The 26360-nt window shown below is 64.2% G+C and carries 25 protein-coding genes; 6 read left to right on the top strand and 19 right to left on the bottom strand.

The genetic code is table 11. From position 1 onward, the window contains the following. Window position 1: 1 nt before the first annotated feature. From NLM15_RS18650 to NLM15_RS18610, 9 genes are all read right to left on the bottom strand, one after another. The gene (locus NLM15_RS18650; protein WP_254118519.1) at window positions 2-976 is read right to left on the bottom strand and encodes an AraC family transcriptional regulator; all 975 of its coding nucleotides are present in this window, start codon (window positions 974-976) and stop codon (window positions 2-4) included. Window positions 977-1206: 230 nt separating this feature from the next. Then, window positions 1207-2364 (bottom strand): LuxR C-terminal-related transcriptional regulator, encoded by a 1158-nt coding sequence (locus NLM15_RS18645; protein WP_254124290.1) that lies wholly within the window; start codon window positions 2362-2364, stop codon window positions 1207-1209. A 307-nt stretch (window positions 2365-2671) separates the two neighbouring features. After that, entirely contained in the window at window positions 2672-3184 is a 513-nt protein-coding gene (locus NLM15_RS18640) for a hypothetical protein (protein WP_254118518.1), read from the bottom strand. A 77-nt stretch (window positions 3185-3261) separates the two neighbouring features. After that, window positions 3262-3708: a MaoC family dehydratase gene (locus tag NLM15_RS18635; RefSeq protein WP_254118517.1), complete on the bottom strand. Its 447-nt coding sequence runs from the start codon at window positions 3706-3708 to the stop codon at window positions 3262-3264. Between the two features lie 445 nt (window positions 3709-4153). Then, window positions 4154-4576 carry a hypothetical protein gene (locus NLM15_RS18630; protein ID WP_254118516.1) on the bottom strand — a complete coding sequence of 141 codons (423 nt, stop codon included), beginning with the start codon at window positions 4574-4576 and terminating at the stop codon, window positions 4154-4156. 12 nt (window positions 4577-4588) lie between these two features. Continuing rightward, a complete protein-coding gene (locus tag NLM15_RS18625) occupies window positions 4589-4810 on the bottom strand; it encodes a hypothetical protein (protein ID WP_211409289.1) in 222 nt (73 codons plus the stop codon). Window positions 4811-4920: 110 nt separating this feature from the next. Then, on the bottom strand, window positions 4921-5754 hold the full coding sequence (locus tag NLM15_RS18620) for a lytic transglycosylase domain-containing protein (RefSeq protein WP_254118515.1): 834 nt from the start codon (window positions 5752-5754) through the stop codon (window positions 4921-4923). A 125-nt stretch (window positions 5755-5879) separates the two neighbouring features. Next, window positions 5880-6680: a shikimate dehydrogenase gene (locus NLM15_RS18615; protein WP_254124289.1), complete on the bottom strand. Its 801-nt coding sequence runs from the start codon at window positions 6678-6680 to the stop codon at window positions 5880-5882. Between the two features lie 5 nt (window positions 6681-6685). Next, window positions 6686-8518: an NAD(P)/FAD-dependent oxidoreductase gene (locus NLM15_RS18610; protein WP_254118514.1), complete on the bottom strand. Its 1833-nt coding sequence runs from the start codon at window positions 8516-8518 to the stop codon at window positions 6686-6688. 177 nt (window positions 8519-8695) lie between these two features. On the opposite strand from NLM15_RS18610, the gene NLM15_RS18605 reads away from it, so the two are divergent. The 3 genes from NLM15_RS18605 (at window position 8696) to NLM15_RS18595 (ending at window position 12777) form a co-directional block, all read left to right on the top strand. Continuing rightward, window positions 8696-10321: a long-chain fatty acid--CoA ligase gene (locus tag NLM15_RS18605; protein ID WP_254118513.1), complete on the top strand. Its 1626-nt coding sequence runs from the start codon at window positions 8696-8698 to the stop codon at window positions 10319-10321. A gap of 102 nt (window positions 10322-10423) precedes the next feature. Beyond that, a complete protein-coding gene (locus NLM15_RS18600; RefSeq protein WP_254118512.1) occupies window positions 10424-11533 on the top strand; it encodes a glycoside hydrolase family 172 protein in 1110 nt (369 codons plus the stop codon). 32 nt (window positions 11534-11565) lie between these two features. Further along, a complete protein-coding gene (locus NLM15_RS18595; RefSeq protein ID WP_254118511.1) occupies window positions 11566-12777 on the top strand; it encodes an acyl-CoA dehydrogenase family protein in 1212 nt (403 codons plus the stop codon). Window positions 12778-13435: 658 nt separating this feature from the next. On the opposite strand, the gene NLM15_RS18590 is transcribed toward NLM15_RS18595, so the two are convergent. The 4 genes from NLM15_RS18590 to NLM15_RS18575 are packed head-to-tail and all read right to left on the bottom strand — an operon-like array spanning window position 13436 to window position 17028. Further along, window positions 13436-14302, bottom strand: coding sequence for an HlyD family secretion protein (locus tag NLM15_RS18590; protein WP_254118510.1), 867 nt, complete (start codon window positions 14300-14302; stop codon window positions 13436-13438). Further along, window positions 14299-14505 (bottom strand): DUF1656 domain-containing protein, encoded by a 207-nt coding sequence (locus NLM15_RS18585; protein WP_254118509.1) that lies wholly within the window; start codon window positions 14503-14505, stop codon window positions 14299-14301. Before NLM15_RS18585 ends, NLM15_RS18590 begins: the two co-directional genes overlap by 4 nt. After that, window positions 14502-16553, bottom strand: a complete 2052-nt coding sequence (locus NLM15_RS18580; protein WP_254118508.1) for an FUSC family protein — start codon at window positions 16551-16553, stop codon at window positions 14502-14504. The genes NLM15_RS18585 and NLM15_RS18580 overlap by 4 nt, the downstream gene beginning before the upstream one ends. Before the next feature lies 1 nt (window position 16554). Then, on the bottom strand, window positions 16555-17028 hold the full coding sequence (locus tag NLM15_RS18575) for a MarR family winged helix-turn-helix transcriptional regulator (protein WP_254118507.1): 474 nt from the start codon (window positions 17026-17028) through the stop codon (window positions 16555-16557). 91 nt (window positions 17029-17119) lie between these two features. On the opposite strand from NLM15_RS18575, the gene NLM15_RS18570 reads away from it, so the two are divergent. Further along, the gene (locus NLM15_RS18570) at window positions 17120-18346 is read left to right on the top strand and encodes an MFS transporter (protein ID WP_254118506.1); all 1227 of its coding nucleotides are present in this window, start codon (window positions 17120-17122) and stop codon (window positions 18344-18346) included. A gap of 10 nt (window positions 18347-18356) precedes the next feature. Here NLM15_RS18570 and NLM15_RS18565 read toward each other — a convergent pair whose 3' ends face one another. The 5 genes from NLM15_RS18565 to NLM15_RS18545 all read right to left on the bottom strand — a co-directional run bounded on the left by NLM15_RS18565 (window position 18357) and on the right by NLM15_RS18545 (window position 23572). Then, on the bottom strand, window positions 18357-19265 hold the full coding sequence (locus tag NLM15_RS18565; protein WP_254118505.1) for an amino acid ABC transporter substrate-binding protein: 909 nt from the start codon (window positions 19263-19265) through the stop codon (window positions 18357-18359). Window positions 19266-19413: 148 nt separating this feature from the next. Then, window positions 19414-20853, bottom strand: a complete 1440-nt coding sequence (locus NLM15_RS18560; protein WP_254118504.1) for an amidohydrolase family protein — start codon at window positions 20851-20853, stop codon at window positions 19414-19416. Between the two features lie 16 nt (window positions 20854-20869). After that, window positions 20870-21895 (bottom strand): ABC transporter substrate-binding protein, encoded by a 1026-nt coding sequence (locus NLM15_RS18555; RefSeq protein ID WP_254118503.1) that lies wholly within the window; start codon window positions 21893-21895, stop codon window positions 20870-20872. A 40-nt stretch (window positions 21896-21935) separates the two neighbouring features. Next, on the bottom strand, window positions 21936-22712 hold the full coding sequence (locus tag NLM15_RS18550; protein WP_254124288.1) for an ABC transporter permease: 777 nt from the start codon (window positions 22710-22712) through the stop codon (window positions 21936-21938). Between the two features lie 2 nt (window positions 22713-22714). Then, window positions 22715-23572 (bottom strand): ABC transporter ATP-binding protein, encoded by an 858-nt coding sequence (locus NLM15_RS18545; RefSeq protein ID WP_254118502.1) that lies wholly within the window; start codon window positions 23570-23572, stop codon window positions 22715-22717. 198 nt (window positions 23573-23770) lie between these two features. Here NLM15_RS18545 and NLM15_RS18540 point away from each other — a divergent pair, with 198 nt between their 5' ends. Next, a complete protein-coding gene (locus NLM15_RS18540; protein WP_254118501.1) occupies window positions 23771-24529 on the top strand; it encodes a GntR family transcriptional regulator in 759 nt (252 codons plus the stop codon). Here the strand turns inward: NLM15_RS18540 and NLM15_RS18535 are convergent. After that, complete coding sequence (locus NLM15_RS18535) at window positions 24526-24942, bottom strand: nuclear transport factor 2 family protein (RefSeq protein ID WP_254118500.1); 417 nt, start codon at window positions 24940-24942, stop codon at window positions 24526-24528. The genes NLM15_RS18540 and NLM15_RS18535 overlap by 4 nt on opposite strands. A 148-nt stretch (window positions 24943-25090) precedes the next feature. Between NLM15_RS18535 and NLM15_RS18530 the strand changes: the two genes are divergently transcribed. After that, a complete protein-coding gene (locus NLM15_RS18530) occupies window positions 25091-26341 on the top strand; it encodes an amidohydrolase family protein (RefSeq protein WP_254118499.1) in 1251 nt (416 codons plus the stop codon). The last annotated feature ends 19 nt before the right edge of the window (window positions 26342-26360 follow it).

The following is a 26360-nucleotide window of genomic DNA, read 5'->3' as shown; positions in this document are numbered from 1 at the left end:
TTCACAGAGCTTCGCCGCTCCTGACGCCGCTTGGCGTCGCGCCATAGGCCCGCCGGAAACAGCGATTGAAATAAGAGAGATCGCCGAAGCCGACGTCGTAGGCGATCGAGCTCACCGGCCGCCCGGCGAAATCGGGCTCGCGCAGCATGCGATGGGCGCGCTTGAGACGCTGCTCGGTCAGGAAGGACGAGAACGTCTTTCCGTCGGCTTCGAACAGACGCTGAAGATAGCGCGTGGTCACACCGAATTCCTGCGCCACGGTCGCGACCGACAGCTCCTGCTGCCAGCAATGGTTGACGATGAAGGATTTCACCTTGCGCAGCCGCGCGGCCCTGACGCCGCGCCGCCCGGCCAGCTCGTGAACCTCATCCGTCGCGCCGAGAACGCGCGCCATCAGATCATGGATATGCGCAACTCCAAGCTGGCGCAGCGCGGGCACCGCGAACGCGCGCTCCCGCAGCAGGGACGTCGCATAATCGACCAGCAACCGAAGTCCGGCGGCATGCTCCGGAATGATGCGCATCACGGCATCGTCGATATCCACGATCAGGGGTGCCAGCACCCGCCGCGGCACACGTATCGACAGACAATTCCCAAGCGAGAGACGCTCATAGATCGTCACGTCCTCCGCACTCGTCAGAACCGCGTCACCAGGATGCAGCCGCAGATCCCGTCCTCGCGCAGACACTTCGACGATGCCGGATCGGTTGACCATCAGGCCAAGGCTGTCGTTCCCGTCGATGACCAGTTGCTTGGTGCGGATGACGCGCGCTCCGATCAGCCCGCCGATCACCAATTGAGCATCCGGCGAACTATGGGACGTGAGATTCGCCGCGAACGGCTTTTCGTCCGTCGCCTCGACCTCCGATTTCAGCACGCCGCGGCAGTAGAATTCGCGCAGCAGCGGCACGCGCTCGTCTTCGGGAATGTGGTCCGTTGAAACATTATGAATGGAAAATTCGTCCTTGCCGCTCACTGCAATCTCTCCAACCGATGAACAGGATCGGCCACGCGTTGCTGTCTCTCCGCACCCGCGTCCGGTGCCGGCGCGCATTGTTCAGTGGCGCACGCTGCCCTTCTCATTCCAGGTGGCGCCATATACGAAAGTCTCAAACGACATGCGTCCTACGTTCGGAGGACCTGACGATCCCGCTCATCACAATGGATTGAGATTGCATCGTCCGACGGCGCGCGCTGTGAAATGAATCACACGTCGGCGTCGTCGCTGCTCGTCCGCCGTGCAAACGGCGCCGTGAATCCGGCGGCGATCTTCACGAGATCCGCCTGCCTGCCGGCTCCCGTTTTCTCGAACAGGCGGCCGAGATGCGTCTTCACCGTCGTCTCGGCAATGCCGAGCTTTGCCGCAATATCAGGCACGCCGCCGATCTCGACGATCGCCATCAGCACGCGCAATTCCGACGGCGTCAGCCGAAAAGCCGAGGCGATCGCGTCGGGCACGAGCGACGGCAGCATCGCCGCCCTCTGAACGAGGAGCACCGTGGCCGCGACATCGCGCGGCAGATTGCGCTCCCGCTTCAAAGGAAGGGCGTGGATGAGATAGTGTTGTCCATCGGCCGACGTCGCGAGTTCGATCCGGCGGCGACCGCTCGAATGAGCTCCAGAATCCGAGACGATTTCAAACAGGCCGCGGAATATTTTGTCGGTCTGGGTGTTACGGGCGACGATTCTGTCACCGACCATTGCGAGCAGATTGGCATCGACGAACAACTGCCGGCACGCCGCGTTGGCGTGGACGACCCGGCCGTCTGCGTCGAGCAGGCAGATCGCCGTGCTCAGACCGTCCAGGACCTCGGCAAGATCGTCCACGGTATGCGAGCGCGCCCGGATCTGCCGGCCCATGATCCTGGAACGCTGGATGTGGGGCGCGAGCAGCCGCATGCGCTCGCGCATCGCGTCGTCGACGGGCCCACGCGATCGGTGGCGCAACACCTGCAAGACCGTGGTGCGCGTGTCCGACCTTTCGAGCGTGACGGTCGCGAGATCGATCGCGCCCTGCGGCTCGACCCACTCGCGATAAAAGCTCGTCACCACGAAATCCGCATGAGGCATGACATCGGTCACGCCGATGGTCTGCTCGGCAGTGATAGCGAGGTGGCGATCAAGCAGAGGATCTTGCTCGACATATCTGTCGCGATAGAGCTGGCGGAAGCGGGATTCGGTGCCAAAATGCTGGTGAATCTCGATCGAAAGCCTCGATGCATCGCGGGACAGGATGGTCGCGGCACATCCGCCGACAAAATATGAGACCTGCTCCAGCGCGCCGCTGCGCAGTGCAGGATCGGCCGCGGCATCGTAGATCTCTCCGACGAGCGACGAAAATCGATTTGCCTGGAGGATCGTCATCGCAGCGACGACGCGATCGGCGCGCTGCCCCGGCGGCAAAGGGGGCTCGCGCATTGAAAATCGGTGGAGGCGACAGACCGGTCGACCGTCGCCTTCGACGAGGAAAAAGCAGTGCAGCGAAATGCTGGAATATCGAACATCGTCCTTGCGTAACGTCAACCGCAGGGTGCGGCTTGGACGTTTTCGCCAAAGACTAGGATAAATACGAACAGCGCGCGGACTGTGTGCGTTGTGTCACGCGCTCACGCGCTGCTGCCGCGTTTTGTTGCCACCAGTTCCCGCCGGCATCACCGCGGTCGTCGGCCATCTACTTCCGGTTCTCCTCGCAAAACTTCAGCGCGGCGAGCGCCTCGCCGGCACGCGGGATCTGCATCTCGATGCTGTCCTCGTCATCGTCCTCGAAATCGAGCGAGAGACGCCTGGCCTTCGACAGCCTGTCCATGATCGACTGGTCGTATTCGAAGATGCCGCGCACGGTGGTCTTGTCCATGACCTCCCACTTCGCCTTCTTCATGATGTCGGCGTCGTCGGTGCCGACATCGGCCCGGAGGATCTCGCCGACCTTGTCCCACTCCCAACCGTCATAGATCATCACGATCACGATGGCCTTTTCGGAATAGGTGATCACGATGACGTAGTCGCGGTTCTCGTCTTCCTTGTCCTTGTAGCCGCGGCTCGCATTGCAATGCGTATCCTGCGTGCGCTTCTCGATGGTCCAGTCGCCGACCCTGGATTGCTGCGCGAGCACCGGCCTGGTGCTCGAGACGGCTGCACCCAGGGCGCCCGCGGTCAGCAAAGCGGCAAGAAGGAATCGTTTCATGTCAGCCTCCAGCGTGTCCCCGCGCGGAGATGACCACCTCTCCCGGCGGCCCGCAAGAGCTTGAGACGGCGCCGGCCTTACACCCGCCGCGGAACGATCGCGATCGGGGTGAAGGTGTAAACTTCCTCGGCGTTCTGGTTGAACATCGTCCATTTCACCAGCGCGATGCCCTGCGGCTTCGACTTCGACGGCGTCAGGCTCATGACCTCGCCGACCAGATGCAGGCGGTCATTGGGCCGCACCGGAATGGTCCAGCGCAGGCCGTCGACGCCCGCGCCGATCAGCGGATGCGGGCCGAACGGGCGGGCTTGGATCGCGAGGTTCATGGCGATCGCGGCGGTGTGCCATCCCGACGCAGCCAGCCCGTTGAACAGGGTCTGCTTGGCCGCCTCGTGGTCGAGATGCATCGGTTGCGGATCGAATTCGGCTGCAAAGCGCTTGATGTCGGCTTCAGTGACCTGCACCTCGGGGGATTTGAACCGCATTCCGATGGTAAGATCGTCGAACCACTCGACCTGCACCATGATTTTGCCTCGCAATCTGACGTGCCGCCCGCCGGAGAGGCGCGGCTGAAGGGACTGAGGAGGAGCGGATTTAGCGGGTCTGCGGCGCACAAACTAGCCCCCGGTTCCCCGCGAAACCCGTTTCCGAAAACGACGAAACACGCCTGAAACAGATAGCCGGTTATCTAGTTGTCAAAATCATACAGGGACGGCCACCATGCAATTCTTCCTCGACCTCATCCGGGAATATTCTTGCTGCCAGAGCCTCGTCTCCCAGTCACTACGGGGGGATGAGCTATGATCGAGCTGATCTCAGCCCTGCTCGCCCTTTGCAGCGTCGGTGTCTTCGCGGCGCATGCGCTGGACGCCTATCGCACCACGCACTCCTGATCGGAAGTCTTCGCGGGCGCTCGCTTCACCTCCCCGAAGGGAGAGGTGAACCAAGGCGTGCCCGTATGCTCCGGCCCTAGAACGGGCGCCGGTAGAAGTGCTCCGAATGCGTTGCCGGCGGAAACCGGTTGGCGAGCGCGATTGCTGCGTTCTCGTCGGTCTCGAGTGCGATCTTCTGCGCCAGCATCACGTCGCCGGGCACGAGAAAGCCTGACGGGACGAAGCACCATCCCATCATCGCATGTCCTTCGTCGTCGATTTCATGAACATTGGCGGCCGTGCCGTAGTGGATGCGATACGTCTTGCCGGTATCGCAGCCGATGACATCGAAATACCGATGCTGCTCGAATTGCGCGCGCTGCGCCGGCGACAGCCAGTCGGCCAAAAGCCGGCGGCCGCGGGCATCCGGCGTGTTCTCGCCGAAGAAGCGCCGATAGAGTTCGCGCAGCGCATGCAGACGCGCACGCGCCGGCGCACGGAGCCAAACTGCCGCAATCATGAGCAGCTCAGATCAACCGCCGACCAGGCGGGGATAGAACAGTGTTTCCTGCGCGGTCGGATCGAATGACTTGATACGGGTGACTTCACCGGGGCCGGTTCGATAGGCGGCGGTGAAGCCGGCTCCGGTCAGCTCACGAAAGCGCTGTTCGGCTCGCGCCAGCGCTTCGGCATTGCCAGGATCAAACTCGTGGCGCGTATCGCCAGTCTGGTCCATCACGATCTGGGTTGCCATCTTGAGTCTCCTCATGCCCAGCCCCGAACCTGATCAAAGCAAACCTCGTGCCCTCAGTTCCTGATGGCAACAACTTTCTCGTGCTGCCGCATCACGCCTTGCTGAACCGATTAACGCGAGGCCGCCGCCCCACCGCCCTCGTCGATCTGCCGTCCCATCAGGGCGATTGCCTTCTGATAGACGCCGGCGGCATTCCAGGCCTCGATCGCGGCAAAATTCGGCTCGCCCGGCTGGTAACCGGCTCCTGCGCGCCAGCCATGCGCTTTCAGGAAATTCGCCGTCGAGTTCAGCGCATTGGCGGCAACCTCCAGATTGCCGGTACCATAGGCCAGGATGTTCTTGGGCATGAATTGGGTCTGGCCGACCTCGCCATGCATGGAGCCGCGGGTCGCCCCCGACAGCGTGCCGCGGTCGATCAGCTTGAGGGCGGCATAGAGCTGGTCGGTGAAGAATTCGGGACGGCGGCAGTCATAGGCAAGGGTCGCGATCGACGACAGCATGTTCTGGTTGCCACGCTGGCTGCCAAATCCGGTCTCCATGCCCCAGATCGCGATCAGCGGCCCGGGCGGGACGCCGTAGCGCTGCTGGATCGAGGCGAACAAGGCGGCCTGCGACTGCTTGAGCTGCCGCCCCTTGGCGACGATGGTGGTGGCGCCGCGCTTGGCGAGGAACTGGTCGAGCGTCAGCGAAAAACTGCGCTGCCCGCGGTCGGCTGCGATCGTGGCACTGGCGTAATTGGTCTGCATCAGCGCCGAGAGCGCGGTCTGGCCGACGCCCTTGCCCTGCGCCTCCGCGCTGAACTCGCGCTTCCAGGCCTCAAAACCCGCCGGCGAGCTGCCGCATTGCGCAGCCTCGGCCATGGATATCAGCGACATGGGCGCCAGCGAGAGAAGCAGCGCGGCAGCGCCAATCATGGCCGTCGCAACGGTCCTGCCCTTGGTCATTCCTTGGTCCTCTCGCTTAAAGGTGCGCGACCGGCTCGCGCGGGCGCATGATCCTACGTCGGCCCCGATCGCTCAAGCCCCACCCGTCGCAATGGACGCCTTGACACGGGGCAAGGCGCCTATTCTTAGCCGTCGCGGCCAAGCAGGAAGTCCACCATGATGCCCTGGTGCTGCTCGTACATGTCCGTGCCGGTGCCCGTCACGCAGCCGGCCTTTCTGGCCGCCGCGATAAAGGGCGAGATCTCGGGCTTTGTGATGACACAGCCGCAATAGGCCGACGGCGCAAGCCGCGCGACATCGACCGGCAGCGGGTCGCCATGCTTCATCCCCGCGGGGGTCGCATTGGCAACAAAATCGAAGCCGGCCGGGTCCTCCGAGCCGATCCGCACGGGCGCCTTGCCGAGCCCGTTGAGCCGGCCGATCAGCCCGTCGCGGCGCCCAGTCGCGCTGTCGTGAACTGCGAGATCGCTCACGCCGGCCTCGACCAGCGCAAGTGCGATCGCCGATCCCGCGCCGCCGGCGCCGACGAGCAGTGCCCGCATGCCCCGGGGATCGATCCCCCTCGCCCGCGCCGCACCGACGAAACCGAGGCCATCGACCATATCGCCATGCCATGCGCCGTCGGCGCGGCGGCGCATCAGGTTCACGGTGCCCAGGAAATGCGCGCGCTCCGTCGCGCTTGCGCAGGCCTGGTAGCAGGCAAATTTGTGCGGAATGGTCACGACGATACCGTCGAGATTCTTCAGCCGTGTCGCCACAGAGAGAAAATCAGCAAGGTCTGCAGCCGAAACCTGGGCCGGCACGAGAATGCCGTCATGGCCGCGCGCGGCGAAGGCGGCTGTTACGCCAGCCGGCGAACGCACCTGCGCGATGGGATCGCCGATGATGACGCAGAGCCGCGTCGCGCCCGTCGGAGCCGGGATCATGCCGGTCAAGCCGGCCCGCCGGAAGTCAATTCCAGCCCGTCCAGATTGCCTTCCTTGCGCCACCTGGCGAGCAGCCGGAGGAACGCCACCGGCCCGCGCCAGTACTGGCTGTTTCGCGCCGCGATCGGATCGAACACGCCCTCGTTGTTGTAGTAGCCCGGCGTGCATTCGGCGAGATAGGTTTGGCGGCCGAGCGCGGCCTTGACGACTTCGTCGACCCAGGCGTTCTCGGCGGCGAGCGTCGGCTCCAGGGTTCGCGCTTTGCGCCTGCGCGCCTCGGCGATCACATAGGCGATGTGCTGCGACTGCTCGTCGATGATGTGCGGAAAATTGGCGCTCTGGCCGGCCTGCACCGTGACGATCAGGAAGCAATTCGGGAAGCCGCGGCTGTAGAAGCCGTGCAACGTCTTGACGCCGTCGCGCCATCGCTCGGACAGGCTCATGCCGTCGCGACCGTAAACCTCGAAACCCATGCGGCGCGCGTAATCGGTGCCGACCTCGAAGCCGCTGGCATGGATCAGGCAGTCGAGCTCGTAGGCCTTGCCGTCGACTACGACGGCGTTCTCGGTGATGCGCTCGACGCCCTGCCCCCTGGTGTCGACGAGATGCACGTTGGGACGATTGAAGGTGTCGAGATATTCGTCGTGGAAGCACGGCCGCTTGCAGAACGCCTTGTACCAGGGTTTGAGCGCTGCCGCGGCTGCTTCGTCCTTCACGACCGTATCGACGCGCGCGCGGATCTCTTCCATCTTGCGGTAGTCGGCCTGCTCGATGACCTTCAGCGCCTCCTCCATCGAGGTCACCGGCTGCGGCTGGCGGCGCGGCGCGAGCAGGATCTCCCCGAGCAGGCCGGTCCAGCCATCCTGCACCAGATCCTGTTCGAACGGCTCACCCGAGATCACCGCGGTGAAATTGTCCATGCGCTCGCGCTGCCAGCCGGGCTTGAGGCTCTGCGCCCAGGTTGCGTCCGTCGGACGGTCGTCGCGCACGCCGATCGCCGATGGCGTGCGCTGGAAGACGTAGAGCTCCTTCGCCGAGCGGCCGAGATGCGGCACGCATTGCACGGCAGTCGCACCGGTACCGATGATGCCGACGCGCTTGTCTGAAAGACCGGCGAGCCCGCCTTCAGATGTCCCGCCGGTGTAGTCATAGTCCCAGCGGCTGGTGTGGAAGCTATGGCCCTTGAAGGTTTCAATGCCGGGAATGCCCGGCAGCTTCGGACGGCTCAGCGGGCCGCCGGCCAGGATGACGAAGCGCGCGTCGATGCGATCGCCGCGATCAGTCTCCACCAGCCAGCGTGCCTCGTCTTCCTGCCATTCCACCCGCGAGATCACGGTCTGAAACAGCGCCCGCTCATACAGGCTGAAGTGCCGGCCGATGCGGCGGGAGTGTTCGTAGATTTCGGGCGCCCGCGCATATTTGCGCACCGGCATGTAGCCGGTCTCTTCCAGCAGCGGCAGGTAGATGTAGCTCTCGGTGTCGCAGGCGGCACCGGGGTATCGATTCCAGTACCAGGTGCCGCCGAAATCGGCGGCCTTTTCCACGATCCGGAAATCATCGATGCCGGCTTCGCGCAGGCGAGCGCCGCACAAGAGGCCGCCGAAGCCGCCGCCGACGATGAGCACTTCGGTCTGTTCGCTCAGAGGTGCGCGTGCAAATCCGGGATCGGCCCAGGGATCGTCGAGGTAGCGGCCGAAATCGCCTGTGACTTCGACATATTGCGCCTTGCCCTCGGTGCGCAGGCGGCGGTCGCGCTCGTCGCGATAGCGCGCACGGAGTGCCTCAATGTCGACCCTAGATTCGCCGGTTGCACCGGTCTTGTGTCTTTCCGCTGACATCCACTTCCTCCACGGCGAACGCTGCTTCGCCGGCAGCTCAGGTTAGTTAGCCCCGAAAAAGTGACGCATGCAATCACGTCCAATGCTTTTTGCGTGAATGCCGCGTGACGTTCCGCTAACCTCACGCGTAAATCACAAGCGTATGCCGCGCAACGACGCGGCGGTCTGGAGGAGACCATGCAGGGATTGATGATGGACATGCCGCTTCTGATCAGCGGCCTGATCCAGTATGCCGCCGACTATCACGGCGAAGCCGAGATCGTCGCGCGCGAGATCGAGGGCGACATCCATCGCTACACCTATGCGGATGCCCATCCGCGCATCAAGCGCATGGCGCTGGCCCTGAAACGGCTCGGCATGAAGCGTGGTGACCGCGTCGGCACGCTGGCCTGGAATACGCACCGTCATTTCGAGATGTTCTACGCCGCGCCGGGCATGGGCTATGTGCTGCACACCATCAATCCCAGGCTGTTTCCCGAGCAGCTCGTCTACATCATCAACCACGCCGAAGACCGGCTGCTGTTCATCGACCGCGCCACGCTGCCGCTCGTCGAGGCGATCGCGCCGCAGCTGAAGACGATCGAGGCCTTCGTCGTGATGTCCTCGCGCGAGCGGATGCCGGAGACGAAGCTTGCGAACGTCCATTGCTACGAGGAGCTGCTGGGACGCGAAAACGACGCCGGCTTCGCCTGGCCCGAGTTCGACGAGAAATCCGCGTCCACCATCTGCTATACGTCGGGCACGACGGGCAATCCGAAGGGCGTGATCTACTCGCACCGCGCCGCGATCCTGCAGACCATGACCTGCTGCAATTTCGATTTCCTGCCGGGACATGTCGAAGGCGTGCGCGAGGTGATGATGCCGATGGCGCCGCTGTTCCACGGCAACGGCTGGAACATGCCGTTCACCGCGCCTTACACAGGGTCGAAGCTGGTGCTGCCCGGCCGCAACTACGAGCCCGACAAGCTCTACGAGCTGCTTGAAGGCGAGAAGGTCACGCTGTCGGCGGGCGTACCGAGCTTCTGGCTGATCCTGCTCGACTGGCTCGGCCGCACCGGCAACAAATTCTCGACGTTGCGCGCGACGTTGTCGTCCGGATCGGCGCCGCCGCGCGCCATGGTCGAGAAGCTCAAGCGCGACTATGACATCGACTACATCCAGGCCTGGGGCATGACCGAGGCCTTGGGCTGCTCGATGCCAAGCTTGCGGCCGGGCTCCGAGCATCTCGGCGACAAGGAGAAGTTCGACCGGCGCCAGGTGTCGGGCCGGGCCTGCTTCGGCACCGCCTTGCGCATCGTCGACGACGGCGGCAACGAGCTGCCGCGCGACGGCAAGGCCGTCGGACATCTGCGCGCCCGCGGTCCGTGGGTCGCCTCCGGCTACATGAAGTTAGATGAAGGCCTCGACCGCGACGGCTGGCTGATCACCGGCGACATGGCGGTGATCGACGCACAAGGCCACGTCACGCTCACCGACCGTTCCAAGGACGTGATCAAGTCCGGCGGCGAGTGGATCTCCTCGATTCAGCTCGAGGACGTCGCCCTGTCGCACCCCGATGTGCTTCAAGCCGCCGTGGTCGCGATCAACCACGAGAAATGGCAGGAGCGCCCCCTGCTCCTCGTCGTCCGCAAGAAGGGCGCGACCGTCGACGGCAAGACGCTGCTCGACCACATGCGTCCCAGGATCGCGAGCTGGTGGCTGCCGGATGCCGTCGAATTTCTGGATGAATTCCCCATGACCGGCACCGGCAAGGTGCTCAAATCCGCATTGCGCGAGAAGTTCAGGGAGTACCGCGTCGCATGACGACACCTGATCGCGTGCGGACAATTCCGTGCGCGGTCTTCATCTTTTGGTAGATTCGCGGGCGATATATCGGAACGTCGCTAATCCCTTATCGAGGACACCATGGCGTTTTCCGGATTGGGCCTGCATCTCGGCAATCTGTCGCGCCTGTCGAACGCGCAGACGCGCTCGATCAGCCCCGAGAATTTTACCGGCGAAAAGGGCAAGGGCGGCATGTCGGTCGACGGTGCCGCCGCGCGCCAGGCCCGCGATCTCGGCCAGGGCTGGAAAGTCTCTCCTTACGTCGTCATCGAACCGGGCGCGACCTTCACGCTCGCCGACATCGAGGGCCAGGGCGCGATCCAGCAAATCTGGATGACCCTGGCGCGCGGGCGGCTGCGCCATTCGATCCTGCGCGTCTATTGGGACGACCAGGAGCTGCCAAGCGTGGAATGTCCGGCCGGTGATTTCTTCGCCTGCGGATGGGAGGAGTTCGCGCAGGTGTCCTCGCTCGCGGTCTGCGTCAATCCCGGCCGCGCCTTCAACTGCTACTGGGAAATGCCGTTCCGCAAGCGCGCGCGCTTCACTCTGGAGAACCGAAGCGAGGAGCAGCTCACCGCCTACTACCAGATCAACTACACATTGACCGACGTTCCGGAAGAATGCGCGTACTTTCACGCGCAGTTCCGGCGCACCAATCCGCTACCCTATAAGGACGTCTACACCATCCTCGACGGCGTCAGCGGCAGCGGCCATTATGTCGGCACCTACATGGCCTGGGGCGTGAACAACAACGGCTGGTGGGGCGAAGGCGAGATCAAGTTCTTCATCGACGGCGACGGCGCGTTCCCGACCATCTGCGGTACCGGCACCGAGGATTATTTTTGCGGCGCCTATAATTTCGATCCCCATGTCGCGCATGCGGGCCAGGGTCAATCCCGCTACGTCGAGTTCACAACGCCCTATGCGGGCCTGCCGCAGGTGATCCGCCCCGACGGCGTCTACAAATCGCAGCAGCGATTCGGCATGTACCGCTGGCACATCCCCGATCCCGTGCGCTTCCGCTCCGACCTGCGCGTGACGATCCAGGCGCTCGGCTGGCTGCCGGGCGTCAAGGAAGCAAAATATCTTCCGCTGCAGGACGACATCGCCTCGGTCGCGTTCTGGTACCAGACGCTGCCGACGGCGCCGTTCCCCAAGCTGCCGGGACCGGACTATCTCGAAATAGGGTAGTCCACGGCCGATCGATCAAGGAGACCAGAGAGATGCTGTACCCAATGTCGCCCAAGGTCGTCGAGCTCAAGCGCAAGCTCGAGAGTTTCATGGACCGGCACATCTATCCGAACGAGGAGCGCTTCTATCGCGAGGCGGAAGAGCTCGGGCCGTGGAAGGTCTATCCCGTCGTGGAGGAGCTGAAGCCGCTGGCGCGCGCCGAAGGCCTCTGGAATCTGTTCCTGCCGGAGTCCGCCCACGGCGCCGGTCTCACCAATCTCGAATACGCCCCGCTCTGCGAGGTGATGGGGCGCTCGCATCTGGCGCCCGAAGTGTTCAACTGCTCGGCGCCCGACACCGGCAACATGGAGGTGCTGGAGCGCTACGGCACGGAGAAGGACAAGGAGCGCTGGCTGAAGCCGCTCCTCGCCGGTGAGATCCGCTCCTGCTTCGCCATGACCGAGCCGGCGGTGGCCTCGTCCGACGCGACCAACATCGAAAGCTCGATCGTGCGCGACGGCGACCATTACGTCATCAACGGACGTAAATGGTACACGACCAATGCGACTGACCCGCGCTGCAAGATCTGCATCTTCATGGGCAAGACCGATCCCGACAATGCGGACCGCCACAAGCAGCAGTCGATGATCCTGGTGCCGATGGACACGCCCGGCATCGAGGTCAAACGCCCCCTGCCCGTGTTCGGCTTCTACGGCGTACCCGATCGGGCCTCCGAGGTGATCTTCACCAACGTGCGAGTGCCGAAGGAGAACATGCTGCTCGGCGAAGGCCGCGGCTTCGAGATCGCGCAGGGTCGCCTTGGCCCCGGCCGCATCCATCATTGCATGCGGCTGATCGGTCTATCCGAACGCACGCTAGAAAAGATGTGCCGCCGCGTCCGCAGCCGCGTCGCCTTCGGCAAGCCGGTCTCGGAGCAGACAGTGACGCAGGAGCGCATCGCGGAAGCCCGCATCATGATCGAGCAGGCCCGGCTGCTGACGCTCAACGCCGCCTACGCGATGGACACGGTCGGCAACAAGGTGGCGAAAGCCGAGATCGCGATGATCAAGGTCGCCGTGCCCAACATGGCCTGCCAGATCATCGACTGGGCCATCCAGGCCCATGGCGGCGGCGGCACGTCGAACGATTTCGGCTTGACCCAGGCCTACGCGACCGCGCGCCTGCTGCGTCTCGCCGACGGACCGGACGAGGTCCACAGGAACCAGATCGCGCGGTTCGAGCTGAAGAAGTACTCGAATGCCTAACGAGCCGTGGGCTCGTCAGACTGGAGCCTTCGCATGCGAATCGGAGTCTAATCGAAGCTCGGCGTCTCCTCGATGGACGCAGACGCACTCTGCTTCGAAATTGCTTCGAGTATCGCTCCGAAAATGATGATCGGCAGATAGAAAGCAAGCATGATCGTATTCCTCCTGCTGTGACAACCTTGGCCTACAGGCCACGTTCCTCAAATTGACACTCGTCCGCGCTGGAACATTCTCGTCGCGTACAGGGCTACCGACGAAAACGTGGCACAGGGATTATCAGGAGCGCATCGCATCAATCGCATGAGCGATCAGAACGACTGCGCTCGCGGCAATGAGAAATACGAGCAACCAACTCACGTCCGCCTCCGATCCCGGAAGTGAACGCGCTCATCCATGCACAGTCAAAAACCATCGGTCTGGAACCGCTATTCAGCGTCTCGCTGATGCTTCGCGGCAACAAGTGCATCCGCTGTCGGCCCTATCGGCAGAATGCCAAAAGGAGCAACGCGCCGACGACGCAGACCGCTAGGACTAAAAACCAAACGCCCATACAGCTCCCCGACTCACACACGCGAGTCAGGATTAGCTCTACGATTTGGCATTGAAACGCTCGTTGCCGGTTTTCCCCAGACCAAGTGCGATCCATCTGCTCGCTGCGTTAGTCCAATACCTCCACCGTCGCCGAACGTCCCGCAACGAGCGACATGCCCTCAGGCACAGGGTCCAGCGCAATGCGCACGGGCACGCGCTGGGCGAGACGCACCCAGCTGAAGGTCGGGTTGACGTTGGCAAGCAGGCTGGCGCCGTCGGCACGGTCGCGGTCCTCGATACCGGCGGCGATGCTCTCGACATGGCCTGACAGCGTGACCTTCTCGCCCATCAGACGAACCTGCACCTTGTCGCCGATGCGAATGCGCGCGAGCTTCGTCTCTTCGAAATAGCCCTCCACGTGCAGCGTGTCGGCGTCGACGAGCGCCATGACGCCTTTGCCGGCCGTGACGTAGGCGCCGGGACGCAGATCCATGTTGGTGATGACGCCGTTCACGGAAGCGTGGACCTCGCTGCGATCGAGGTTGAGCTGGGCGACCGCGCGGTCGGCGACGGCCTGATCGAACGCCGCCTTGGCCTGAAGCTGGGTCGCCAGAACCTGCTCCTGCTTCTGCTGCGATACCGCGTCCGTCGTCAGCGCGCTGTAGCGCTTCAAATCGGCATTGGCCTGATCGAGGGTGGCCTGATGACCGGCCACCGACGCATCGGCCTGCCGCAGCGCCAGCGCGAAACGTTCGCGGTCGATCTTGAACAGCACGTCGCCGCGGTGGACCTTCTGGTTGTCCTTGACCAGCACCTCGGTCACGAAGCCCGACACATCGGGCGCGACCTGCACCACGTCGGCGCGGACCCGGCCATCGCGGGTCCAGGGCTGCTCCATGTAGTAGACCCAAAGTTCGCGGCCGACCGCGAGCGCGGCAACAACGGCGAGGACGGTCAGCGCAATGCGGCCAAGCCAGGCGACATTCCCTTTCATGGCAGAAACTCCGAGAGGTAGACGACGCCGCCGAGAAGACAGACGAAAATCGCGAAATCGAACAGCGCGCGGTGCCAGACCAGACGATAGAGGTCGAAGCGTTGCATGAGCCGGCGCAGAAGCGCGCTCAGGGCGTAAGCGACGATGATCCACAGCAGCAGCGCCGGCACGAGCACGCCGTAGATGTCGATCTGGTATCTCATGCCGCAACACTCTCGCCTGCACGCGGTCGATAGGCCGGCGCGTCCGGAAACAGGCCGCGCCTTATGCCGACGAGGCCGATCAGGGCATCCTCGCGCGCTTTGTCGTTGGGATCCTTCACCGCCCGGGCCAGCGCCTGATCGACGCTTGCCAGAAGCTCGAACGGCATTCCATCGCCCGTATATTTGCGGCAGGCGATGGCCAGCTGGTCGAGCATGTCGTCGATGACGGCAATGGTCGATGCCGCCAGGCCATAGCGGGCGCGTCGCAGATCGATGATGTTCAGGCCGATGCGCAGCTGGACAAGGCTGTCCGTGTCGCGGCGATCGCTTTCGGACAGAAAGGCGATCCGCTGCACCAGAAGACCGAGCCGGTGCAGCATGAGGCCCGCAAATTCCGCCCGATCGCGCTTGCCGCGGCGTTCGGCAGCGACCGCGAGCGTCTTCCAGCTCGACAGCACCAGGCGATTGGCGATCCACTCGGCGCCCACGCCGCGCGCGATCCGGGTCACGAGCTCGGCGATGGCGACGCCGACAAAGAACGCGACCGCGGAGTTGGCGTAGGATGCGAAATCCGCGCTGTAGGTCGACTGCAGCGCCAGCAGCGTTGCGGTGTTGGCCGCGAGCGCCATGCCGGTGCCAGCCGTTGCCGGTCGCGCGATCAGGAAGCCGTAGAGCAGGAAGGTCGGCGCCAGCGCGAGAACCAGCACCTCGAGATGGGAGATCGCAGGCACCAGCGCGAACAGGTAGATCGCCACGACCACGATGGCGACCAGCGACCACAGGCCGAAACTGCGGATAAAACGCGCGGGCTCATCCTGTGCGGCAAAGAAGGAACACGCGACCGCCGCCATCATCGGTGCCGACGCGCCGTCCGGCCAGCCGGTCCCGATCCAGAATGCGCAGCAGATCAGGATCGCCGTGGCCGCGCCGGCCGCCGACCACAAGGCAAGGCCGCGGTCGCGATGGCGCACCGGCGCGGCACCGGCCTCCGAATGGAAGGCCAGATCGAGCGTTGAAACATCGTGGCTCCCGGCGATGGCCTCGCTCAGCGCGCGGCAGTCTCGCGAGAGGTCGACCAGCTCGCGCAGCCGCAGCAGCAGGCTCGTGGTGATGATCCGCTCCCATGACGTGCTGTCGTCGAGCACCGCCTGACGCTCTGCGATCTCGGCGCGGATCCGCTTTGCCGGCAGCCGCGCGCCGACGTCGCGGGCAATCCACTGCGCCAGATCCTCCAGCAGCCGCTTCAGCTCGGGCTGCCGGCGCAGCGCCTCCTCCCCCAGCGCGGCCAGCCGATCCTCCAGCGAGGCGATCACCGGCAGAAGCATCAGCATGCGCAGCCGGATCTCGGCGAGGCCAGTCACCGCATTGCGATCGGTCAGCCGGTCATACGCAAGATGGGTGGAAAGCGTGTCGATCTCGACGATGTCGGTCGCAAGCTTCAGTCGCCTGCCGCGGCGCGTTTCGCTCGTTCCCTGACGAAGCAGCACCGCCTCGCTCAGGCGCTGCGCATCCGACAGCCAGGCGTCGACGCGGTTGGCGACAGCCGGCGCGACGCTGCGAGGAAAGACGATGGTGGAGACGAGGCTCGCGCAGATGATGCCGAGGGAAATCTCCTCCACCCGCGCAACGGCGGTATCGAAGATGGCACCGGGCTCGGAGACCGACGGAAAGCCGATCAGCGCGACCGTGTATCCCGCCAGCATGAAGACGTAGCTGCGCGGCGTGCCATCCAGCAGCGACAGATAAAGGCACAGCCCAACCCAGAGCGCGATGGCAAGGCACAGGAGCTCGGGTGCATTGATCAGGTTCGGAACCAGCGCCACCGTCATGATGGCGCCGGCCAGCGTACCCATCACGCGGAAGAACGCCTTCGAGCTGGTCGCGCCCGCCAGCGGCTGCGAAGTGATGTAGACCGTCGCCATCGCCCAATAGGGCCGCGGCAAGTCCATGGCGAGCGCGATGACGAGCGCCAGGATCGACGCGGCAAACGTCTTCAAAGCAAAAATGAGGTCCGCGTGGCGGACCAGGAACGGCTCTTGCGCACGCATGCTATTTCGTCTCTGGACCGGTCTTGGTGTCCTGCAGGCGACTGGCGCGCTGCTCGATGCGCTGAAGAGTCTCGAAGGTTATCGCAAGTTCCTCGGGCCCGATATCCCTCAGCAGGCTTGCCCGAACGCGCCGCAAGATCCGGTTGGTCTCCTCGACCTTGGCCTCGCCCGCTTTCGTCAGATGTAGCGTTTTGGCACGGCGGTCGCTCGGATCCTCGCGGCGTTCAACCAGCCCCTCGGCCTGGAGCAGATCGATCAGGCGGACCAGCGACGGCCCCTCGATGCCGAGCTCGTCGGCGAGCACGCCCTGCCGCACGTTCTCGCCCTGCCGCGACAGCACCAGCAGCGGGATCGCGGTCGCATAGGACAGCCCGTGATCGGAGAGCGCCTGATCGGACTCGCGGCGCCAGACGCGGGCCAGGCGCGCGATGAGCCGGCCGATCTCGGCTTGGATATGAGCCTGCGAGGGAGCCATGCAAATTAGATAGGACGCAAACTATTAGCCTGCAACTATATAGCCTCGTATATTCGGATCGATCACGCAAAAGCGAACGAGGACCACGCAGATGGCATCGGGTTCCGCGACCGGGGCACGGGAGGCGATGGCGGGCGAGAGCGCGCTCACGCTGCTTCCGACCTTCGTCGTCGTGGCCGTGGATGCCACCGGCATGGGCATCATTCTGCCGCTGCTGCCGTTCTATTCGCAGCGGCTCGGCGCAACGCCCTTCCTGCTCGGCGCGCTGATCTCGGTCTATGCCGCCTGCCAGCTTGTTGCCGGCCCCGCGGTCGGCATGCTCTCGGATCGCTACGGGCGGAGGAAGGTTCTGGTGGTCAGCCAGATCGGAACGCTGATCGGGTTCGTGCTGCTCGCGCTGGCCGGCAATCTGACGCTGGTGTTCCTGGCGCGTATCATCGACGGCCTGACGTCAGGCAACATCTCGGTCGCACACGCCTACGCCGCGGAGCACAGTGCGCCAGCGACCCGGAAGCAGGCGCTCGGCATGACCAGCGGCGCGATCGGGACCGGACTTCTGCTCGGCCCGGCACTGTCGAGCTTTCTGGTGCATTACGGCCAGACCGCGCCGGTCTGGGCCGCAGCAGCGCTCTCGCTGATCAGCATCGTCGCGACGATCGCCCTGCTCCCGCCGGATCACCCGGCGTCCGAGCCGCTCCACCAGCACCTCACGCCCGAGCCGACGCGGATGCGCAGCCTGCTCGGCCTACGCTACGCCTGGCGGCTGCTCGGCCTGCTCATCGTATTCTTCTTCGTCAACTCGATGTTCCTGTCGCAGATCGGCCTGTTCCTATCGGCGCGGTTCTCCTGGGACGGACATCCCTTCGGCGCACGCGAGCTCGGCTGGATGTTCGCCTATGCCGGATTCCTCAGCATGGTGGTCCAAGGGCTTCTCATCACGCGCGTGAGCCTGATCGTCTCTGACCGCAGCATCGTGATAGCGGCATTCGCCTGCATGGGCATCGGATTTGCAGGTCTTGCGGCGCGCGACAATGTCGGCCTGCTCGCAATCAACCTGACACTGATCATCGTCGGCACCATGTTCGCGCGCAGCACGCTGACGGCGGAATTGTCGCGGAGCACCGCGATCAACCGCCAGGGCATGATCATGGGCCTCAACCAGTCGCTGATGTCGGGCGCGAATATCAGCGCGCCCTTGCTGAGCGGCGCGCTAATCGGTCATCGGCTGTTCGTCCCGTGGGCGCTCGCAATGGCTGCGATCGCGGCGATCGGTGCGGCGCTGGCGGGGCAACTGCTGGACACGCCGCGGACGCGCTAGCGCCCTCGCCTCACTTCATCAGATACACGTCCGGATCGGCGCTTGAGCTCGGGTTCTTGAAGGCGTTGCGCAGGGCCGGAGATATCGGGACGTTGTAGTTGATCCCGTTCGGCGGCGTCGGCGATTCCAGCCATTTCCGATAGAGCACCTCGATCTCGGGGCTCGCATAGAGCTCGGCGGTGGCGCGATCGGCCAGCGCCTTGAACGGCGCGTCCTCCCGCCGCAGCATGATCCCGAAAGGCTCGGCCTTGGCAAAGGTCTCCTCGCTGATCATGAACAGGGCCGGCTCCTTGGAGCGCGCGATGGCGACCGCGAGTTGGACGTCGTCGAGCGCGTAGGCCTGGGCGCGGTCTGTTTCGAGCAGCAGGAACGCTTCTGCCTGATCCACGGCCGGCATGATCCTGATGCCGAGATTGCGCTCGGTATTGACCTTGGCGAGCTGGTTCAGGTTGACCGAGCCAGCCACGGCCGTCACCGCCTTGCCCTTGAGATCATCGATGGTGTTGATCTTCGAAGCCTTCTTCGCGGCGAAGCGCGTCGCGCTCAGGAAGTGCGTGTTGGTGAAAGCGACCTGCTTCTGGCGGTCGGCATTGTTCGTGGTCGCCGAGCAGTGCAGATCGAGCGTGCCGTTGACCATCAGCGGAATTCGGTTCGACGAAGTCACGGCGAGATAGTCGACGGCGACGTCGGGCATAGCGAGCTGCTTCTTCACGGCATCGACGATCTTGAGGCAGATGTCCATGGCAAAGCCGACCGGCTTCTGGTTGCCGTCGAGATAGCTGAACGGGACCGAAGCCTCCTGATAGCCCAGCGTGATCTTCTTGGTCTCCTTGACCTTCTGGAGCGTGCCCGACAGGTCTTCGGCTGAAGCTGTGCCGGCAAGGCAGGTCAGGGCCAGGATAACGGTGGGAAGACGCATCGGCTGCTCCTCAAGGGGGTCATGGACCGCGCCAGCGCGCAGCCGCGCGTGTGATAACCCAGAGCCGGACCAATCGCCAGACGAGGTTCCGCCTATCAGCTATCGCGGTTTTATATCGGCCGGACCCAGGGGGGCGTCGTCCCCCATCCTATTCGCAGGTGAGCTGCTGCTCGAACCAGCTGCCCAGCCGTTCCGACAGCGGCGGCCACATCCGCTGGAAGCCTTCGAGCTTGCCGACATTGGCGCGGTACATGCCCCGCAGCTCCTGTTCGATGGCCGCGAGATCGACACCGGCACAAACCCCATCCCGCACGATCGACTTGCCGGCAACGACGACCTCCTTCACCAGGGATGCATTGCCGCGCGCGAACAGCAGGGCCATGGGGTCCACCGGCATGATCCGGTCGCGATCGAGACGGTCGAGATCGATCACGACGAAGTCGGCGGGATTGCCGCGCACAAGCTCGCCAGTCCCGGGCGCGCCGGTGGCACGGCGGCCGTTGCGGATGGCAAGCCCGAACAGCTCGACCGGCGTCCATGTCGCCCTGAAACCAAGCCCGCCATGGACCATCTGCACCAGCCGCATCTCGCGCAGGATGTCGTCGTCCTCGTCGAGCGCGAGACCATCGACGCCAACCGCGATGGCGCAGCCGCATTCATACGCGGCGGCAATCGGGGCGAGCCCCGAACGCAGATGAATGTTCGAGCTGAAATTGGTGACGATCCGCGTGCCCGAGGCCGCTATCATCTCCAGTTCGTCCGGCCTTGCGTGGATGCAGTGCGCCAGCGTCAGCCGCTCCGAGAGGAAGCCGATGTCGCGCAGCCACCGCACCATGTCCGGGAAATTCTGATCGGCCCAGGCGCGCTGATGCACGGTTTCCAACAGATGCATGTGGATGCGGCGACCGGTTCGCGCCGAGTTTTCCGCCACCGCTTCCAGCAGCGGCTTCGAGCACCATTGCACGCCGGCGGGCCCGAGTTGCACGTCGACCATCGGACCGGCGATGGCCGCGGCAATCGCGTCAGTCAGCTCGACATACGCCTTCGGCGACATCGGCGTGCGGACGAAGAGGTCTTCGATGGTCTTGCGGTCTTCGCTGGACAGACCCGAAAGCACCGGTTCGGCGTCGCCATAGACGATCGGGTTCTGGTCGCGCACTGCGATCGCGAAAGCGATGCGGATACCCACGTCAGACGCGGCCTTGGCGACGGCCTTAGCCTCGTCGACCAACGGCATCGTTCCGCTCGGGCGAGTATAGTGCACCATCATGGCCGCGCAGCCGGCCCTGGCCGACCGTGCGAAGGCGGAGGCTGCGGTCAGGTAAGGATCGACCGGCGTACCGAGCGCAGTCCGCAGGATCCAGCTTTCGAGGGGCATGCCGACCGCGCCGAAGGACGACGCGGTGGCGCGGGCGTGGTCATGGGCGTTGACGAAAGCCGGAACAACGAAGGAGCGCGGCCCACTCGCGGGCCCCACTCCTTCCGAGATGCCGGTGATGACGCCGCCGTCGTGCCGCAACACGACGTTATCGCTGATGACGAGGTCAGGGCCACGGAACAGGCTGCTTGCCGAAATCTCCGTGGCCATGATCGTCTCTCCGGGTTCAGTTGGCAGTGTACACCAACTCCCGCTCGGCGCGCGGCGGCAGGAATTCGCGCGAGAACACCTCTGCCGGGGTCGGCGCGCGGCCGAGCTGATAGCCCTCGACCACGATGCCGATGGCGCGGGTCATGCGCTCGTCCTTGATGTCGCCGATGCCGATCTCCTTCATCTCGGGCGAGACGATCAACTTATCGAAGGAATATTGCAGCCGGCGCTTCTCGACCGCGACGTCGATCAGATTGTCATAGTTCAACGCGGCCTTCATGCCGGCGTTCTGGTCCTTGGCGACCGCGATCGCGCCCTTGTTGATGGCGCGCACGAGGCCGGCCACCGCCTTCGGGTTCGACGCGATCAGCTTCTTCGAGACCATCACGCCGTTGGAATAGAGATCGAGGCCGTATTCACCGAACGAGAACCATTTGAAGTCCTTGTCCGGGTCCTGGCGGTTGAGCACGAGATTGAAATAGCTGGTGATGTTGAAGACCAGCGCGGCGTCGATGTCGCCCTTGATCAGCATTGGCTCCTGGAGGTTCGGCGCCATGTTGGAGATCTTGATCTTCTCGCCGTCGAGACCGTTCTTGCGTGTGAACACCGGCAACAGGCGCGTCGTCGGCGTGCCCTGCGCGCCGCCGAGTGTGTGGCCTTCAAAGTCCTTGATGGTGTTGATGCCGCTGGTCTTCTTGGCGACGATCGCGAAGGGCGGTTGGTTCCACATCATGTAGACCATGACGGGCGCCTCCTGCGGCTTGGTCGAGGCGTTCTGGATGATGGCGTTGACGTCGCCGAAGCCGGCGTCATAGGCGCCCGACATCACGCGCGTAACAGTCGCGCCGGAGCCCTCGCCCTGGTCGATGACGACGTTGAGGCCCTCCTCTTTGAAATAGCCGTTGTCCTTGGCGTAGAAGAACGCGGCGTCGCTGCCTTGGGTCTTCCAGCCCAGCGTGAACTTGATCGTAGTCTCCTGAGCCATTGCGGCGCTCGTGGACAGGGCCAATCCCAGCAGTGCGGCAGTTACGTTTCTCAACATCGAGACCTCCTCAAGCTTCGTTGCGTGACGATTGGAAAAATCAGGTGGCGATCACGTCGTTCTTGCGCGTGGCCCAGCCGGTGACGCGGCCCTCGATCAGCGAGAACACGACGTAGAGCGCGACGCCGAGACCGGCGAGCACGAACAGCCCGGCAAACACCAGCGGCACGTTGAAATTGGAGGACGCGGTCATCATGACGTTGCCGATGCCCCGGTTGGAGGCGACGGTCTCCGACAGCACCGCGCCGACGAAAGCGTAGGAGATCGCGACCTTCAGCGAGGCAAAGAAGAACGGCATCGTCCTGGGCAGCCCGACATTCCAGAGGATGTCGAGTTTGCTGGCGCCGAGCGCCTTCAACACATCCTCGAGCTCGGGCTCAGTTGTCGCAAGGCCCGTGGCGATGTTGACGACGATCGGGAAGAAGCAGATCGAAAGCGCGGTCAGCACCGCCGGCACCGTGCCCGAGCCGAACCACAGTACGAAAATCGGCACCACCGCAACCTTGGGGATCGACGAGAAGCCAATCAGCAACGGATAGCAGGTATCATAGGCGGTCTTGGAAACACCGATGATGGCACCAAGTGCGACGCCGAGCGCGACGCCAAGGACGAAACCGAACATGGTCGTCGCAAGCGTCTGCACGATGTGCGGCCACAGCACGGGGAAGCGTTGGAACAGTGTGACGAACACCTGCGACGGCCGCGGCAGCACCAGGTCTGACATACCCGTCATCAGGCAGAACAGCTCCCAGGCGACGAAGAACAGCACGATCAGCCCCGCCGACCACGCCTTCTGCCTGACATTGATTCCGAACATCATCAGCCTGTCCCCTGCTCAGCCGCGCTGCGCGCATCCTCGATGAAGGCGCGCAGCTTCTGGTTCAGCGCGACGAAGTCCGGCTCGAAGGTCATGGCGACGGTGCGCGGGCGCGCGAATTCGACGCGGCTGTCGTCGAGAATGCGGCCGGGGCGTGCGCTCATCACACAGATACGGCTGGCAAGGAAACCGGCCTCGCGCAGATCGTGCGTGACGAGCAGCACCGTCGGCTTGTGCGTCATCCAGAGGTTCTGGAGGATCGCCCACAGCTCCTCGCGGGTGAACTGGTCGAGCGCGCCGAAGGGCTCGTCGAGCAGCAGCATGCGCGGCTCGTGGATCAGCGCGCGGCACAGATTGGCGCGCTGGAGCATGCCGCCGGAGAGCTGCCAGGGATAGCGGCTGCCAAACCCCTTTAGGCCGACCTGCTCCAGCAGCGCATTGGCCTTGTCGCGAAACTCGGTCTTGCGCAGCTTGCGGAAGTTCGAGCGGAACGGCTCGACGATCTTCAGCGGCAGCATGATGTTCCGCTCGATCGTCATCCAGGGCAGCATGGTCGGATTCTGGAACGCCATGCCGACGCGCAACGCCCGCGCCGCGACCTCGCGGCCGCCGACGATGACGACGCCGCTGGTGGGCTGCACCAGGCCGCTGACGAGACGCAGGATGGTCGATTTGCCGCATCCGGACGGGCCGACCAGTGCGACAAACTCGCCATTGGCGATCCGAAGTGTCGTCGTCGACAAAGCGGGCACGGCGCGGTCGCCGCGCCCGAAGGTCACGGAGGCCTCGGACAGCTCGATGGCAACAGGGCCGGAGCCTTCAGGAACGGACTGGCCGTCGAATTGGACGTTGGGTTGCATGCGCATCACAGCCAAAGTGCATGCAAGCTGGATGCCAGCCGACGCCGCTCGGAAATTCAGGGACTTGGCTGGATGGCGGGCCCGGTCGCCGGATTCGAATTAGGCAATCCGGACAGCAAACTGCATGCAATTGGAGCGCCGGATTGCGCTGAGCCTGTGCTACAGAGAGGTTTCGACCGCACTCTCAAGGATTCGCCGATGGCGGCGCGCCAGACCAGCAAGACTTCTGAATCATCGGACAAGGTCGGCGTGATCTGCCGCGCGCTCAGGCGCGCGATCATCGAGCAGGCGCTCGAGCCCGGCGCCAAGCTGCCCGAGGATTCGCTCGGCGAGCGCTTTGGCGTCAGCCGCACCATCGCCCGCCACGCTTTAGGGCAGCTTGCCGCAGAAGGCCTGGTCGAACTCCGCCGCAACCGGATCGCGGTGGTGGCGACGCCGAGCTGGCAGGAGGCGCGCGATGCCTTCGACATCCGCATCGAGCTCGAACGGCTCGTCGTCCGCCAGCTCGCGGGCAAGCTGACGAAGGCCCAGATCGCCGAGCTGAATGCCCATGTCGACGCCGAGGACCGCGCGCGCGGCGGTACGGACGCAGCCTCGATCCGGCTCGCCACCGAATTCCACATCCTGCTCGCGCATATGACGAACAGCCCGATCCTGGTGCGTTATGTCAGCGAGGTCGCCTATCGCTGCTGCCTGACGCTGTCGCTCTACAGCCGGCCGCATTCGACCGAATGCGCGATCAACGAGCACCGGGCCATCATTGCAGCGCTGGCCAAGGGCGACGAGGCCAAGGTGATGGAATTGATGCATCATCACCTCGATTCCGTGGCCAATCGCGCTCTGGTCGCCCCCACTCCGCAGCGCGGCCGCGATCTGCTGGACATCCTCGCGCCCTATGCCGACGAGGTGGCGGGCGACCGCGTCGTCAAGCTGGCGAAGGTCGCACGGAGGAGCTAGGCCTCAATCCCGCGCTGGACGAGAATGCGCTCGGCGCTGTCGTTCCAGACGTCCATCTTCACGATCTGCCCGCCCCTGACGACGAAGCGATCGACATAACGGTTGCCCTCGAACGGCGTGCCATCCATCCACGCGCCATACAGCGTGCCGACGCTGTAGACGATCGTCTCGTCCGCGCCGGGGCAGATGTCGAACCGGTCCATCTTCTTCTTGACCCAGCGATAGCGCTTCGCATTGAAGCCGGTCGGCCCGCGCGGATGATCGAACTCGCGCCCGCCCGTGAACGTGATCACCGTGCCCGGCTTCATATAGGCCGCGGCCGCATCGGGATCGGGGATCATCGAGGCCGTGAGATAGGCCTCCACGATCTCGGCGTCGGTCATCGGGCGTTCGGTTTTTGCGGGGGCAGACATGGCGGGTTCTCCGGAGTATCGATATCCTACAATTCACGCCCTAAACTGCATGCACATTTTTTAGACAATCTGGTGGCATAATTGCACACAATCTGGAGCTGCCCATTCCAAAACCTTCCGCTAGGCTATCACAACTGAATTCGACGCCATGACCACGCAGACCGCCTTCGACCTGATCTTCCGCAACACGCTGTTGCGATCATCCGCCGCCCCCGTCGATATCGGCGTGAAGGACGGCCGCATCGCCGCGATCGAGCCCACCTGTGAAAAGCTTGCCTGCGAGGCCGTCGAGGTCGACGTCGGCGGGCGCCTGGCCCTGCCCGGGTTCGTCGACACCCACATCCACCTCGACAAGGCCTGCCTGCTCGGCCGCTGCGGGCACAATCACGGCAGCGTCTCGGAGGCCATCCGCGCCGTTGCCGGGATGAAGAAGGACTTTACGGTCGAGGACGTCTACGCGCGCGGCGCAAAAGTGCTCGAACGCGCGATCGTGCACGGCACGACGCGGATGCGGACCCATGTCGAGATCGACCCGCGCATCGGCCTGCGCGGCTTCGAGGCGGTCAAGTCGCTGAAGCGCGACTACGCCTGGGCGATCGACCTGTCGCTCTGTGTCTTTCCGCAGGAGGGCCTGACCAACGACCCTGGAACTGAGGAACTGCTGGTCCAGGCGCTGCGCGACGGCGGCGAGGTGATCGGCGGCTGTCCCTACATGGACACCGACCCGAACGCCCATCTCGAGCGCATCTTCGATCTCGCCGAGGCGTTCGACGTCGATGTCGACCTCCATCTCGATTTCGATCTCGATCCCTCCTGGTGGCATCTCGACGAGGTCTGCCGGCAGACCGAGCGGCGCAACTACGGGGGGCGCGTGGCGATCGGTCATGCCACAAAACTCTCGGCACTGCCGCCGGAGCGGCTGAAGGCGGCCACTGCACAACTGGCGAAGGCCGGCGTTGCCGTCACCGTGCTGCCCGCAACCGATCTCTATCTGATGGGCCGCGAAGCCACCCATAACGCACCGCGCGGGCTGACGCTGGCGCACAAGCTCGCCGACGACGGCGTGCTGTGCTCGGTCGCCACCAACAACGTGCTCAATCCCTTCACGCCCTTTGGCGACGCCTCGCTGCTACGGATGGCGAACTTCTATGCCAATGTCGCGCACGCCTCCGTCAGCGACTTCGACACCTGCCTCGATCTCGTCACCGACCTGCCCGCGCGCCTGATGAACCTCGGCGATTACGGCATCAAGATCGGCAATCCCGCCGATCTCATCGTGCTCGATACGCAGGAAAGCCGTTTTGCCATTGCGGAGCTGCCCGACATCATGATGGGCTTCAAGGCTGGCCGGCAGACTTTTGCGCGACAGCGGCCCACTCTGTTCAGGCCACGGAGCTAACTCCACCAACGGAGGAACC

The sequence above is a fragment of the Bradyrhizobium sp. CCGB20 genome (assembly GCF_024199855.1).
In the GTDB taxonomy this organism is placed as follows: domain Bacteria; phylum Pseudomonadota; class Alphaproteobacteria; order Rhizobiales; family Xanthobacteraceae; genus Bradyrhizobium.
Note: the sequence above shows the minus strand (reverse complement) of the source record. Positions and strands in the feature narration are given on the sequence as shown.